Annotated in this window: 11 protein-coding genes; 8 read left to right on the top strand and 3 right to left on the bottom strand. The window is 51.9% G+C overall.

Annotated elements, in window-relative coordinates; all coding sequences use genetic code 11:
- The first annotated feature begins 131 nt into the window (after positions 1–131).
- The gene (gene dapA / locus Q9I99_RS00675; protein WP_301667812.1) at positions 132–1,007 is read left to right on the top strand and encodes a 4-hydroxy-tetrahydrodipicolinate synthase; all 876 of its coding nucleotides are present in this window, start codon (positions 132–134) and stop codon (positions 1,005–1,007) included.
- An 8-nt stretch (positions 1,008–1,015) separates the two neighbouring features.
- Positions 1,016–2,212: an NlpB/DapX family lipoprotein gene (locus Q9I99_RS00670; protein WP_301667813.1), complete on the top strand. Its 1,197-nt coding sequence runs from the start codon at positions 1,016–1,018 to the stop codon at positions 2,210–2,212.
- Between the two features lie 57 nt (positions 2,213–2,269).
- Here the strand turns inward: Q9I99_RS00670 and pip are convergent, their stop codons facing one another.
- Positions 2,270–3,202: a prolyl aminopeptidase gene (pip, locus tag Q9I99_RS00665; protein WP_118996938.1), complete on the bottom strand. Its 933-nt coding sequence runs from the start codon at positions 3,200–3,202 to the stop codon at positions 2,270–2,272.
- 1,292 nt (positions 3,203–4,494) lie between these two features.
- Between pip and Q9I99_RS00660 the strand changes: the two genes are divergently transcribed.
- The 3 genes from Q9I99_RS00660 to yciA all read left to right on the top strand — a co-directional run bounded on the left by Q9I99_RS00660 (position 4,495) and on the right by yciA (position 6,576).
- The gene (locus Q9I99_RS00660) at positions 4,495–5,250 is read left to right on the top strand and encodes an opacity family porin (RefSeq protein ID WP_301667815.1); all 756 of its coding nucleotides are present in this window, start codon (positions 4,495–4,497) and stop codon (positions 5,248–5,250) included.
- Positions 5,251–5,263: 13 nt separating this feature from the next.
- Positions 5,264–5,419 carry a hypothetical protein gene (locus tag Q9I99_RS00655; RefSeq protein WP_301667816.1) on the top strand — a complete coding sequence of 52 codons (156 nt, stop codon included), beginning with the start codon at positions 5,264–5,266 and terminating at the stop codon, positions 5,417–5,419.
- A 710-nt stretch (positions 5,420–6,129) separates the two neighbouring features.
- The gene (yciA, locus tag Q9I99_RS00650) at positions 6,130–6,576 is read left to right on the top strand and encodes an acyl-CoA thioester hydrolase YciA (protein ID WP_002230436.1); all 447 of its coding nucleotides are present in this window, start codon (positions 6,130–6,132) and stop codon (positions 6,574–6,576) included.
- 50 nt (positions 6,577–6,626) lie between these two features.
- Here yciA and Q9I99_RS00645 read toward each other — a convergent pair whose 3' ends face one another.
- Positions 6,627–7,448 carry an SDR family oxidoreductase gene (locus Q9I99_RS00645; protein ID WP_301667821.1) on the bottom strand — a complete coding sequence of 274 codons (822 nt, stop codon included), beginning with the start codon at positions 7,446–7,448 and terminating at the stop codon, positions 6,627–6,629.
- 269 nt (positions 7,449–7,717) lie between these two features.
- On the opposite strand from Q9I99_RS00645, the gene Q9I99_RS00640 reads away from it, so the two are divergent.
- Positions 7,718–8,176, top strand: a complete 459-nt coding sequence (locus Q9I99_RS00640) for a c-type cytochrome (protein WP_101072647.1) — start codon at positions 7,718–7,720, stop codon at positions 8,174–8,176.
- A gap of 163 nt (positions 8,177–8,339) precedes the next feature.
- On the opposite strand, the gene lst is transcribed toward Q9I99_RS00640, so the two are convergent.
- Positions 8,340–9,455, bottom strand: coding sequence for an N-acetyllactosaminide alpha-2,3-sialyltransferase (gene lst / locus Q9I99_RS00635; RefSeq protein ID WP_118792697.1), 1,116 nt, complete (start codon positions 9,453–9,455; stop codon positions 8,340–8,342).
- A gap of 330 nt (positions 9,456–9,785) precedes the next feature.
- On the opposite strand from lst, the gene Q9I99_RS00630 reads away from it, so the two are divergent.
- Together Q9I99_RS00630 and Q9I99_RS00625 are read left to right on the top strand one after the other, a co-directional pair.
- A complete protein-coding gene (locus Q9I99_RS00630) occupies positions 9,786–12,011 on the top strand; it encodes an NADP-dependent isocitrate dehydrogenase (protein WP_301667822.1) in 2,226 nt (741 codons plus the stop codon).
- 142 nt (positions 12,012–12,153) lie between these two features.
- The gene (locus Q9I99_RS00625; protein ID WP_301667823.1) at positions 12,154–12,456 is read left to right on the top strand and encodes a hypothetical protein; all 303 of its coding nucleotides are present in this window, start codon (positions 12,154–12,156) and stop codon (positions 12,454–12,456) included.
- The last annotated feature ends 273 nt before the right edge of the window (positions 12,457–12,729 follow it).

Here is a 12,729-nt window from a genome sequence, read left to right as displayed (position 1 = left end):
ATTATTTATTAAGATATGATAGAACTTAAGCCTTAGAACCAACCGTGCGGCCGATATGTTTCACACAAACAACAAAGTAAGCTACAATCCGAAGCATAATCGACCTCACTCAATGAATAAAAGGTTTCCGTATGTTACAAGGTAGCTTGGTTGCCCTGATTACCCCGATGAATCAAGACGGCAGCATCCATTACGACCAACTCCGCCAATTAATCGACTGGCACATCGAAAACGGCACAGACAGCATCGTCGCCGTCGGCACGACAGGCGAATCCGCCACTCTCTCCGTCGAAGAACATTTAAGTGTAATCGAAGAAACGGTCAAACACGTCAACAAGCGCGTCCCCGTCATCGCAGGTACCGGCGCCAACAACACCCTCGAAGCCATCGCCCTTTCCCAAGCCGCCGAAAAAGCCGGTGCAGACTTCACCTTATCCGTCGTCCCCTATTACAACAAGCCCTCCCAAGAAGGCATTTACCAACATTTCAAAACCATCGCCGAAGCCACTTCGATTCCGATGATTATCTACAACGTGCCCGGCCGTACCGTCGTCAGCATGACTAACGACACCATCCTGCGCCTTTCAGAAATCCCCAATATCGTCGGCGTTAAAGAAGCCAGCGGCAACATCGGCAGCAACATCGAACTCATCAACCGCACCCCCGAAGGCTTCGTCGTCCTTTCCGGCGACGACCACACCGCCCTGCCGTTCATGCTCTGCGGCGGACACGGCGTTATTACCGTAGCCGCCAACGCCGCCCCGAAACTCTTTGCCGATATGTGCCGCGCCGCGCTGCAAGGCGACATTGCCCTCGCACGCGAACTCAACGACCGGCTGATTCCGATTTACGACACCATGTTCTGCGAACCCAGCCCCGCCGCGCCGAAATGGGCGGTATCCGCCTTGGGCAGATGCGAACCGCACGTCCGCCTGCCGCTCGTTCCTCTGACGGAAGGCGGACAGGCAAAAGTCCGCGCCGCCCTGAAAGCCTCAGGACAACTTTAAATATAGCCATGCCGTCTGAAGCGTTCAGACGGCATAACGCAACAAACACTTTAATATCCATCACACAGGATGACACGATGACCCATATCAAACCCGTCATTGCCGCGCTCGCACTCATCGGGCTTGCCGCCTGCTCCGGCAGCAAAACCGAACAGCCCAAGCTCGACTACCAAAGCCAGTCGCACCGCCTGATCAAACTCGAAGTTCCACCCGATTTGAACAACCCCGACCAAGGCAACCTCTACCGCCTGCCTGCCGGTTCGGGAGCCGTCCGCGCCAGCGATTTGGAAAAACGCCGCACACCCGCCGTCCAACAGCCTGCCGATGCCGAGGTATTGAAAAGCGTCAAAGGCGTCCGCCTCGAGCGCGACGGCAGCCAACGCTGGCTCGTTGTCGACGGCAAATCACCGGCGGAAATATGGCCGCTCCTGAAAGCCTTTTGGCAGGAAAACGGCTTCGACATCAAATCCGAAGAACCTGCCATCGGACAAATGGAAACCGAGTGGGCGGAAAACCGTGCCAAAATCCCCCAAGACAGCTTGCGCCGCCTCTTCGACACAGTCGGTTTGGGCGGCATCTACTCCACTGGCGAGCGCGACAAATTCATCGTCCGTATCGAACAGGGCAAAAACGGCGTTTCCGACATCTTCTTCGCGCACAAAGCCATGAAAGAAGTGTATGGCGACAAAAACAAAGATACGACCATGTGGCAGCCTTCCGCTTCCGACCCCAACCTTGAGGCCGCATTCCTGACGCGCTTTATGCAATATTTGGGCGTTGACGGACAGCAGGCGGAAAACGCATTGGCAAAAAAACCGACCCTTCCCGCCGTCAACGAAATGGCGCGTATCGAAGGCAAAAGCCTGATTGTCTTTGGCGACTACGGCAGAAACTGGCGGCGCACCGCGCTCGCCCTCGACCGCATCGGGCTGACCGTCGTCGGTCAAAACACCGAACGCCACGCCTTCCTGGTTCAAAAAGCCCCGAACGAAAGCAATGCAGTTACCGAACAAAAACCCGGCCTGTTCAAACGCCTGCTGGGCAAAGGCAAAGCGGAGAAACCTGCCGAACAGCCCGAGCTGATTGTCTATGCAGAACCCGTTGCCGACGGCTCGCGCATCGTCCTGCTCAACAAAGACGGCAGCGCATATGCCGGCAAAGACGCATCCGCACTGTTGGGCAAACTCCATTCCGAACTGCGTTAAACCGTTCAAAACAAAAGCAGCTTCCAAACAGAAGCTGCTTTTTTTATGCGGAACTTTTTACAACAAACGGGGCAAAATATCCTCAACCGCCTGAACCAACGCATCCGCCAAAGGCGGATCGAACGCACAATGCCCTGCCTGAACCACCCTCAACTCCGCTTCGGGAAAGGCTTTCGACAACTCCCACGCACTCTGCATCGGCGTACACAAATCATACCGCCCCTGTACGATAATGGTCGGGATATGCCGTATTTTGCCGATATTGTTCAAAATCGCCCTATCGCCCTGCAACCAGCCGCCGTTGACAAAATAATGGTTTTCCAAACGCGCGATTGCCAGTGAGGCATAAGCATCTTCATCCACTTCCTCCGGCTCGAAACGAATCAGATAGCTTTCCCAATCCGCCCAAGCCTTCGCGGCAGACAGGCACACTTCTTCATCTTGATGAAACAGCAACCCGTGATACGCCTCAATCAGCCGGTTCCGCCGATTTTCAGCAATCGGCGCGACAAATTTTTGCCATTGTTCCGGATAAATCCGGCTCACACCGCCCGCCTCGTTCAGCCACGCCGTTTCAGACGGCCTACACAAAAATATCCCGCGCAACACCAATCCCTTTACCCGTTCCGGATGGGTTTGGGCATAAGCCAGCGACAAAGTGCTGCCCCACGAACCGCCGAACACCAGCCATTTCCCGATACCCAGCATTTCACGGACTTTTTCAATATCCGCCACCAAATCCCAAGTCGTATTGTCTTCCGCACAAGCATACGGGCGCGAACGTCCGCAACCGCGCTGGTCGATGATGACGATGCGGAACACATCGGGATTGAAAAAACCCCGACATTCAGGCGAAGCCCCCGCCCCCGGTCCGCCGTGCAGGAAAATGACCGGCACACCGTCGGGATTACCCGACTCTTCCCAATAAATTTGATGAATTTCAGACACCTGCAAGTATCCGCTATGAAAAGGCTGTTTTATCTCATACATCATCTTCTCCCATATTGCTTCTGACAATCCGAACATTCCCACACGCAACATCACGCACGAAACACAAGCCGCCCCGAAGGGCAAATGCCGAAAAATCGCGATATAGTGGATTAACAAAAATCAGGACAAGGCGACGAAGCCGCAGACAGTACAGAACCGATTCACTTGGTGCTTCAGCACCTTAGAGAATCGTTCTCTTTGAGCTAAGGCGAGGCAACGCCGTACTGATTTTTGTTAATCCGCTATATTCCGCCATCTCTAAGATTTACAGCGATACACGGGTGATTTAAGGAATGCCCGAACCGTCATTCCCGCAACTTTTCGTCATTCCCGCAACTTTTCGTCATTCCCACCACTTTTCGTCATTCCCGCGCAGGCGGGAATCTAGAATCTCGGACTTTCAGATAATATTTGAATATTGCTGTTGTTCTAAGGTCTGGATTCCCGCCTGCGCGGGAATGACGAATCCATCCGCACGGAAACCTGCACCGCGTCATTCCTACGAACCTACATCCCGTCATTCCCACGAAAGCGGGAATCTAGAACCTCAAACTTTCAGATAATCTTTGAATATTGCTGTTGTTCTAAGGTCTGGATTCCCGCCTGCGCGGGAATAACGAATCCATCCGCACGGAAACCTGCACCGCGTCATTCCTACGAACCTACATCCCGTCATTCCCACGAAAGTGGGAATCCAGAACGTAAAATCTGAAGAAACCGTTTATCCGATAAGTTTCCGCACCGACAGACCTAGATTCCCGCCTGCGCGGGAATGACGGCAGTGCTTCCTTGGCTTAGTTTTATTTTAACCAACTACATAGCGGATTAACAAAAATCAGGACAAGGCGACGAAGCCGCAGACAGTACAGATAGTACGGAACCGATTCACTTGGTGCTTGGGCACCTTAGAGAATCGTTCTCTTTGAGCTAAGGCGGGGCAACGCCGTACTGGTTTTTGTTAATCCACTATAAAAACCATCAATCGGAAAATATTGCATAAACAGGCGGAAATATATCATTTAAAAGAAAACCCATACAATGTCTGACAGAAACAAGCCGCTTTGCCATTGTTTCCTAACAGTTAAACCCCGCCCTTCAAGGCGGCGAAGCAGGGCTTGTTTCAAAATGGCGCAAGCCCCTGCACTCAAATCCAACGCGCAGGATTAAACCATAATGGCGGCTTTCTTATTGTTTCTTATTGAAACATCGCCCCAAACCCGATACAATCCGCCCTTGAACCATCAGTGAAAATCGTTCTCTTTTAATCAGTTAAACCGAATACGGAGCCGAAAATGAATCCAGCCCCCAAAAAAACCCTTCTCTTCTCTTCTCTTCTCTTCTCTTCTCTTCTCTTCTCTTCCGCAGCGCAGGCGGCAAGTGAAGACAATGGCCGCGGCCCGTATGTGCAGGCAGATTTGAACTACGCCTACGAACACATTACCCACGATTATCCCGGCGACAACGCCAAAGTCTTCGACGACTACCGCGATGTCAAAACCCAGTCCACACACCCCCGCCTTTCCGTCGGCTACGATTTCGGCAACTGGCGCATCGCCCTCGATTACGCCCGTTACAATACCTGGAGGCATGGCAAGCATATTCACGCAGAAAATACTAAAACAATCACTCCTCCTCGAGGTAAGCCTGTTGACACAAAAACAGAAATAGACCACACCGACAAAGGCACATTCAAAGCCGAATCCAACTACGGCATCTCCGCCATCTACGATTTCGATACCGGCACCCGCTTCAAACCCTATGTTGGTGCACGGGTTGGTTTAGGCAAAATCAAACACAGCATTGCTGTAGAAGACCAATTAACTCTTACCATCGCCAATATCAAAAAAGGACCGACAGATCTCCACCCGCCCTTACACCAAAGCCACAGCATCCGCCGCGTGGGCTTCGGCGCGGTAGCAGGCGTAGGCATCGACATCACGCCCAACCTGACCTTGGACACCGGCTACCGCTACCACTACTGGGGACGCTTGGAAAACACCCGCTTAAAAACCCACGAAGCCTCATTGGGCGTGCGCTACCGCTTCTGATTCCCCGATACCGATGCCGTCTGAACCTTCAGACGGCATTTTTGATGCACCCGCCGTTTACAGGCGCGGGGCGGGCGTAGTGAAATACCCGAACCGTCATTCCCGACAACACCGTAATCTTGAAACCCGTCATTCCCACGAAAGTGGGAATCTAGGACGTAAAATCTAAAGAAACCGTTTTATCCGATAAGTTTCTGTGCGGACAGGTCTGGATTCCCGCCTGCGCGGGAATGACGGTATATCAGTGGGCTGTAGGGTGGGCTTCAGCCCACCAATCCCACCAACTCCGTCAATGTTATCCATCCCGCCCATTCCCACAAGAAACCGAAACCGCCGACCCCGCCGATTCCCTAAAACCCTTGATGCGGTGGGCTGAAGCCCACCCTACAACCCTCTCTATGCACCCTCTTTACGAACCCGACACCTACGCAATACCTTGAGAATCCACCCTATCAGAAATACCCGAATCATCAGGAATACCCGAACCGTCATTCCCGACAACACCGTAATCTTGAAATCCGTCATTCCCGCGCAGGCGGGAATCCAGACCTGTCCGCACAGAAACTTATCGGATAAAAACAGTTGCCCAAACCCCGCGTTCTAGATTCCCACTTTCGTGGGAATGACGGTTCAGTTGCATAGGGTCGGATTGTCGAAAGGGGCGGATTCGATGGATTCAATGAAAACGGTAGAAATGTTGGATTGATAGAAATGGCGGACTGAAGCCCACCCTACAGCCCCGCCCTACAATGCGCCTTGCGAATCTGTCCCGCGCCCGCCCTTGTATGTCTCAAATGGGTTAAACTACGCCCTTCCCGACTTCCCGTTTCGGGCAGGGGTGCAGGTCCGATTTATCTTTCAATAAAACAAGGAAACTTTATGCAGCACGAAGAAGGCAACCGCCAACGCCCTCAAGGCGAACTGCTCCTGCGTACCGTCGCTATGCCGCGCGATACCAATCCCAACCAAGACATTTTCGGCGGCTGGATTATGTCGCAAATGGATTTGGGCGGCGGCATATTGGCGGCGGAAATCGCGCGGGGGCGCATCGTTACCGTCGCCGTTCAGGAAATGAACTTCATCCGCCCGGTCAAGGTCGGCAACGTCGTCTGCTGCTACGGGCATTGCGTCCGCGTGGGCAATACTTCCCTCCAGCTTAAAGTCGAAGTCTGGGTGAAAACTTTGATGAACGATTGCGTTACCGAAGACCGCCACCTCGTAACCGAAGCCGTGTTCACTTATGTCGCCATCGATGCGGAAGGCAATCCGCGCCCGATTCCGAAAGAAGGCAACCCCAAATTGTCGGGCTTATTGCCTACTCCGTAAAAATACCCGTAAAAATGCCGTCTGAAACTGTCTTCAGACGGCATTCCGCATCATTTGAACCAGGACCTGATGCGGGAAAACAGCGACATACTCTGTTTTTCAAAGTCTTCCCGCACTTCGGGCACGGCTGTTTTTATGACCTTCATTCCTGCAAAAGTCTGCGCCACGGGCATAATTTCAATCGTGTTCACATTCATATGCGCCGGCCGACGGTACAGCCACAATGCGGTTTCCGCAATATCTTCGGGGCGGATAAATTCCACACCCTCATACACGCCCGCCGCCCTCTCGTCATCGCCTTTGAAGCGCACGTTGGAAAACTCCGTATCGCCGCACAAACCCGGCTCGATATTGGTAACGCGGATGTTCTTATCCGCCAACTCCGCGCGCAAATTCAGGCTGAACTGGCGTACAAACGCCTTGGTCGCCCCGTAAACGTTGCTGCCGGCATAAGCATAATTGCCTGCAATCGAACCCAAATTCATCACATAGCCGCCGCCCCGAGCCACCATTTGCGGCAAAATTTTGCGCGTCAGGAACGCCAAACCCAAAACATTGGTTTGAATCATCGTTTCCCAATCTTCAAAATCCGCCTTGTCCGCCGTGTCCAGACCCAAAGCCAGCCCGGCATTGTTGATGAGGCAGTCGATATCGGAAAATTCATCGGGGATGCCGTTTAAGGCGTTTTCCACCGACTCGCGGCGCGACACGTCCATTTCCAAAGGGTAAAACAAAGCACCCAATTCATCCGCCAAGGCCTGAAGCCTGTCCGCACGGCGCGCCGCACCGATAACGCGGTATCCCGCCCCGACAAACGCGCGGCACATCGCTTCGCCGAAGCCTGCCGAAGCACCGGTAATTAAAACAGCCATTGTTTTTCCTTTCTTTCTCGTTTCCCAAACCTGTTTCAGGTATCATAACGCCCTTCAGACGGCATCGCGCCGGCTGAAAATGACAACAACCATACCACCACGACAGGACACATTCAATATGTTTCAACACACAGGACGACACATAAAGCGTCGCCCTATGTGCCGTCCTGATTCGGAAGGGATTGCACCCTTCCCAAATAAAATCTGATTCTACCGCCCCGAAGGACGGATGTCCAAGTGGGCGGGGTTTCAACCGAAAAGGAAACACGATGAACATTCAAACCCGCCTTGCCGCAACCGCCCTCGCCCTATTCCTTTCCGCCTGCGGAAACGGCGGCGCGCCCGCACAGCCCAAAGGCGAAATTTCCGAAAACCGCACCGCCGCGTTCAAATCTATGATGCCCGACTTCTCGCGTATGGGCAAAATGGTCAAAGGCGAAGAACCTTACGATGTCGAAAAATTCAAACAGGCGGCAGCGGCGTTTGCCGACAGCAGCAAAAAACCGTTTACGCTTTTTGAGTCCGATCCGCAAGGCAACGGCCGCGCCCTGCCCGCCGTTTGGTCGGATGGTGCAAAATTTGAAGCCGAAAAAACAAAATTCGCCGCCGCCGTCGAAAAACTCAACGCCGCCGCCCAAACCGGCAAACTGGATGAAATCAAAGCCGCCTACGGCGAAACCGGTGCAAGCTGCAAATCCTGCCACGACAGTTTCCGCGCGCCCGAATAACATCCGAAACAGAACAATGCCGTCTGAAGCTTTCAGACGGCATTTTCTTTGTCATTTCAGCACACGCAAAGCAATCGGAAATTATCGTCAATTCAAAAAATACGCCATATCCTGATTTTTGCCTTACTTACTCCGCCATCTTCTATTTTGATTTGCTATGCGATTAATCTTTATCGTCAAATGTCAAAATCGGGATGCCGGATTGGGTAAACAGGGCATACACCGGCTTGAGCCAATAATCTTCCGGAAGGGAAGCCGGTTTCAATGCGTAAACGTGCACATTGGGAAAATCCTTCATCGTCAACGCCGCGCCGCTGAAAAAGGTATAAATTTCATACCTCGTATGCGGGTTTTTCTTAATTTCGCGCAAAATATAGTCTTCGATGACATAGGGCGAATTTAATGTGGTTACGCCGGAAAGCCCGTAGGTTTGGCGGGGGTGCGGTGCGACATATTGTATTTTGAAGTTTTTTGCCGCCTTTTCCGAAATTTCCTTCATCTCTTTGTCGGGCGAACCCAAAAGTATCCGCACCGTGCCGCCCGTTTCGTCCCCCGCCTTCAATTCGGACGCATCGAACAGCGGCAGGTAAGTCATCTTGCGGCGGCCGTCGTCCATAATGTTTTTCAAACCCTTGAATATCGTGTAATGCTCGTCGGAAGCATTGCGGGTTTTGGCGATGCTCCAATCTCCGATCATCATCCGGGCAAAATTCCGCTTGATCGTCCCGTTTACAGAAAACTCATCGCCCAAATAGCTGCTGCTTTGAATTAAATTGCCTGTCCCGTCGTCAAAGGTTTTGATTTCCGCATCCGGGTAAGTGCTCAAAAAGGCGGCAATGCTGACTTTTTCCAAACTTGCCAAATAAATCCGCTTGACCTTCGGCAGCAGCATCGACTTCACCTTCAGCTCCGCCATCGTCGGAATGAAATCAAACGATTTGTTCAAACCGTAGGGCAGGTAGAAAAAATACGCCCGCTCCGCCTTATCCTTTATCTGATTGAAATAATAATCGTATTTTTCATTCCTGTTCTCAGACATCAGCACCACATAAAACCGCTCCCCCGGATGCTGCGCCATAATCCTTTCCGCCACCTTCATCTGCAATATGGTATAGCAGAAAATCAGATTGACCGGTTCCCCCTCTTCATTAAAGAGTTTGTCCTTCAGCAGGGAAACCGCATTCCTTTCCCCCTGATTTACCCGGTCAAATGTATAAAATATCCCGAAGCAAAAAACAATCAGACACAACACGGTCAAACAAGCCTTTTTCAAGCCCATATCCCTAAAACTCCATTCCGACAAATTAAACATACGCCCCGAGTGTCCCGGGGCGGAAAAATGCGGAATTTTAGCAGATATTCCGACAGTTACCGAATATTAAAAATCAATTTCACCGAAAATGTGCCGCCTCATATCAGGCACAGCACCTCCGACACCGCCGCCAAACGCGGGAAAACCATTTCCCCCTTCCTTTCACGCCGCCGCGTTCAAACACGCCAAGATCGAACAAAGCGCGAACAAAGCCGCCAAAATATGCCATAATAGCCGCGCACATTCCCCGCGCAATGTGTTCCAAAAGAAAAAACCAACCTACAAGAGAATAATCCTATGACTCAAAAATCCACCATTGTTTATACCCATACCGACGAAGCCCCCGCGCTGGCGACCCAATCGCTGTTGCCGATTGTGCAGGCGTTTGCCCGCCACGCCGATATTGATGTCAAAACTGCCGACATTTCCCTGTCCGGCCGTATTTTGGCGGCATTTCCCGAATATCTGACCGAAGCGCAGCGCGTACCTGATGCGCTTGCCGAATTGGGCGAACTGGTGAAACAACCCGATGCAAACGTAATCAAACTGCCGAACATCAGCGCGTCCGTACCGCAACTGACCGCCGCGATTAAAGAATTGCAGTCTAAAGGCTTTGCCATCCCTGATTATCCCGCCGACCCACAAACCGATGAAGAAAAAGCCGTACGCGAACGCTACGACCGCATCAAAGGCAGCGCGGTAAACCCTGTCCTGCGTGAAGGCAACTCCGACCGCCGCGCGCCTAAAGCAGTGAAAAACTTTGCCAAAAAAAATCCACACAGCATGGGCGCGTGGGCGAAAGACTCCAAAACCCACGTCGCCACCATGCAAAGCGGCGACTTTTTCCATAACGAACAATCCGTTACCGTACCTGAAGCGACTTCCGTATCCATCGTGTTCACCGACAAACAAGGCAATAAAAAAGAGCTGCGCGCGCCTGTTGCCCTGAAAGCCGGCGAAATCATCGACGCGACCGTGATGAGCAAAAAAGCCCTGCTCGCCTTCCTTGCCGAACAAGTGCAAGACGCAAAAGCTAAAGGCGTATTGTTCTCGCTGCACATGAAAGCCACGATGATGAAAGTGTCCGACCCGATTATCTTCGGACACGCCGTCAAAGTATTCTTTGCTCCTGTCTTTGAAAAATTCGGCGACAAACTGGCTGCCGCAGGCGTCAACGTCAACAACGGCTTCGGCAACCTGCTTGTCAATCTGGACAAACTGGATGCGGACACCCGCGCCGCCGTCGAAGCCGAAATCGCTGCCGTTTACGCCGCCAACCCTGATTTGGCGATGGTCGATTCTGACAAAGGCATTACCAACCTGCACGTTCCCAGCGATGTCATCGTTGATGCCTCTATGCCTGCGATGATTCGTAACTCCGGCCGTATGTGGGACAAAAACGGCAAAGCGCAAGACACCAAAGCCGTCATTCCTGACAGCAGCTATGCCGGTGTTTACCAAGCAACCATCGATTTCTGCCGCGAACACGGCGCATTCGATCCGACAACAATGGGTACTGTGCCCAACGTCGGTCTGATGGCGCAAGCGGCGGAAGAATACGGCTCACACAACAAAACCTTTGAAATCGAAGCCGACGGCAAAGTCCAAGTCATTGATGCGTCAGGAAAAATCCTGATGCAGCACGACGTTGAAGCCGGCGACATCTGGCGTATGTGCCAAACCAAAGACGCTCCGGTTAAAGACTGGGTACAACTTGCCGTCAACCGCGCCCGCCTGAGCAACACGCCTGCCGTGTTCTGGCTCGATGAAAACCGTCCGCACGACAAGAGCCTGCTCGCCAAGGTTAAAGCCTACCTTGCCGAACTGGATATCAATGGCCTCGACATCCGCGTCCTCGCTCCTGAAGAAGCCGCCAAGTTCAGCTTGGGTCGTCTGAAAAACGGCGAAGACACCATCTCCGTAACCAGTAATGTCTTGCGCGACTACCTGACCGACTTGTTCCCAATTTTGGAACTGGGTACCAGCGCGAAAATGCTGTCTATCGTTCCATTGATGAACGGCGGCGGTATGTTTGAAACCGGCGCGGGCGGTTCTGCACCGAAACATGTTCAACAATTCCTCGAAGAAAACCACTTGCGTTGGGACTCTTTGGGTGAATTTCTCGCGCTTGCCGTATCGTTTGAACATCTGGCGCAAAAAACCGGAAACGCCAAAGCCCAAGTCCTCGCCGACACTTTGGATGCAGCCACCGAAAAACTGCTGTTAAACGACAAATCGCCCAAACGCAAAGCTGGCGAACTCGACAACCGGGGCAGCCATTTCTACCTCACCCTCTACTGGGCGCAAGAATTGGCGGCGCAAGACAAAGATGCCGAACTGAAAGCCGTATTTGCTCCATTGGCAGCCGCTTTGACTACCAACGAAACCAAAATCGTTGAAGAACTCTCTGCCGTACAAGGCAAAGCGGCCGACATCGGCGGCTACTACGCCGCCAATCCTGAAAAAGCCGCACAAGCGATGCGTCCGAGCGCAACCTTTAATCAGGCACTAAACGCCTTATAAGCATAAAGGCAAAAATGCCGTCTGAACATTTATCGTTCAGACGGCATTAGTTATTCCTATCTGCCTGATTATGATTAAACGCAACACTCATTGATTATAAATAATATAATCTTTAGTTTTTACCCTAGGAAAAGACAATAATATGAAAGCTATTCCAACCATCCTGATTAGCATCCTTTTGGCAACCGCCCTTCCCGCATCCGCACACGGTATGCATAAGAGCAAGCCCCTGACTATGGACGAGCTGCCGCCGATTTGCCAACAATATTTCAAACGCGCCGAAACCTGTTACAACAAAGCCGGAAACAAAGCAGATTTCGCACGCAACAACACTAAATTCCTATTCCAAGCCCTGCCTGCTGCCGACTTGAATCAGCGCAAGCAACTGTGCCAAATCGCCATGGATTCATTTGCAGAAAAAACCCGAGACCTGAATTGCGAATAAAGCCGTATCAGTAATAGCAATGCCGTCTGAAACCAAGGTTCAGACGGCATTCTCACATCAAAACGCACCGGCTTGATAAAACCCACCTTCCCCGCATCCCTGACCCGAACAGGATTAAACGGAGTAAGGGCTTTAACTATTATGGCAAGTTTCCATTCTCAAAAATTACCATAAAAACCGTAATCAAAGCATCTGCCGATTGCGGTTCGTTGCAGGGCGTTACGGAAAATCATAGTAAACCAATGATTCTTTTATGGTAATTGTGCAGATTCG

It is taken from the genome of Neisseria basseii, assembly GCF_962707005.1.
Classification (GTDB): domain Bacteria; phylum Pseudomonadota; class Gammaproteobacteria; order Burkholderiales; family Neisseriaceae; genus Neisseria; species Neisseria bergeri.
Note: the sequence above shows the minus strand (reverse complement) of the source record. Positions and strands in the feature narration are given on the sequence as shown.

Bases quoted from the DNA above. Each gene is read 5' to 3' on its own strand.
- Q9I99_RS00670 (WP_301667813.1), top strand. From the start codon at position 1,016: ATGCCGTCTGAAGCGTTCAGACGGCATAACGCAACAAACACTTTAATA.
- Q9I99_RS00645 (WP_301667821.1), bottom strand. From the start codon at position 7,448: ATGGCTGTTTTAATTACCGGTGCTTCGGCAGGCTTCGGCGAAGCGATG.
- lst (WP_118792697.1), bottom strand. From the start codon at position 9,455: ATGGGCTTGAAAAAGGCTTGTTTGACCGTGTTGTGTCTGATTGTTTTT.
- dapA (WP_301667812.1), top strand. From the start codon at position 132: ATGTTACAAGGTAGCTTGGTTGCCCTGATTACCCCGATGAATCAAGAC.
- pip (WP_118996938.1), bottom strand. From the start codon at position 3,202: ATGTATGAGATAAAACAGCCTTTTCATAGCGGATACTTGCAGGTGTCT.
- Q9I99_RS00660 (WP_301667815.1), top strand. From the start codon at position 4,495: ATGAATCCAGCCCCCAAAAAAACCCTTCTCTTCTCTTCTCTTCTCTTC.
- Q9I99_RS00630 (WP_301667822.1), top strand. From the start codon at position 9,786: ATGACTCAAAAATCCACCATTGTTTATACCCATACCGACGAAGCCCCC.
- Q9I99_RS00655 (WP_301667816.1), top strand. From the start codon at position 5,264: ATGCCGTCTGAACCTTCAGACGGCATTTTTGATGCACCCGCCGTTTAC.
- Q9I99_RS00640 (WP_101072647.1), top strand. From the start codon at position 7,718: ATGAACATTCAAACCCGCCTTGCCGCAACCGCCCTCGCCCTATTCCTT.
- Q9I99_RS00625 (WP_301667823.1), top strand. From the start codon at position 12,154: ATGAAAGCTATTCCAACCATCCTGATTAGCATCCTTTTGGCAACCGCC.
- yciA (WP_002230436.1), top strand. From the start codon at position 6,130: ATGCAGCACGAAGAAGGCAACCGCCAACGCCCTCAAGGCGAACTGCTC.